The organism is Stutzerimonas nosocomialis, assembly GCF_005876855.1.
GTDB lineage: Bacteria > Pseudomonadota > Gammaproteobacteria > Pseudomonadales > Pseudomonadaceae > Stutzerimonas > Stutzerimonas nosocomialis.
Genome location: NZ_QLAE01000083.1, coordinates 1 through 681 on the forward strand (window position 1 = coordinate 1; position 681 = coordinate 681).

The window sequence follows — 681 nt, forward strand, 5'->3', positions numbered from 1 at the left end:
CTGCTGTCCTTCCCGCTTACCGACTTCGATGCCCAGGGCGACTTCGACCGCGCCAGCTACGCCAAACGTCTGGAGTGGCTGGCGCCCTATGGCGCGACGGCGCTGTTCGCGGCCGGCGGCACCGGCGAATTCTTCTCGCTGGCCCCGCGCGAGTACCCGGACATCATCAAGACCGCCGTGGACACCTGCGCCGGGCAGGTGCCGATCCTCGCCGGCGTCGGTGGCCCGACCCGCCTGGCGATCGAATACGCCCAGGAAGCCGAACGCCTCGGCGCCAAGGGCCTGCTGCTGCTGCCGCACTACCTGACCGAAGCGAGCCAGGAAGGGGTGGCGGCCCACGTGGAACAGGTGTGCAAGTCGGTGAAGATCGGCGTGGTGGTGTACAACCGCAACGTCTGCCGGCTGACGCCGGACCTGCTCGAACGACTGGCCGAGCGCTGCCCGAACCTGATCGGCTACAAGGACGGGCTGGGGGACATCGAACTGATGGTCTCGATCCGCCGTCGCCTGGGCGATCGCCTGAGCTACCTGGGCGGGTTGCCGACCGCGGAAGTCTATGCCGCGGCCTACAAGGCGCTGGGCGTGCCGGTGTACTCCTCGGCGGTGTTCAACTTCATCCCGAAGACGGCGATGGACTTCTACCACGCCATCGCCCGCGACGATCACGAGACGGTGGGCCAG

General features: G+C 68.0%; 1 protein-coding gene. It reads left to right on the top strand.

The features are described from left to right. Positions 1-681, top strand: a 681-nt coding sequence (locus DN824_RS22425) for a 5-dehydro-4-deoxyglucarate dehydratase (protein WP_138410513.1), incomplete at both ends; no start/stop codon positions are given.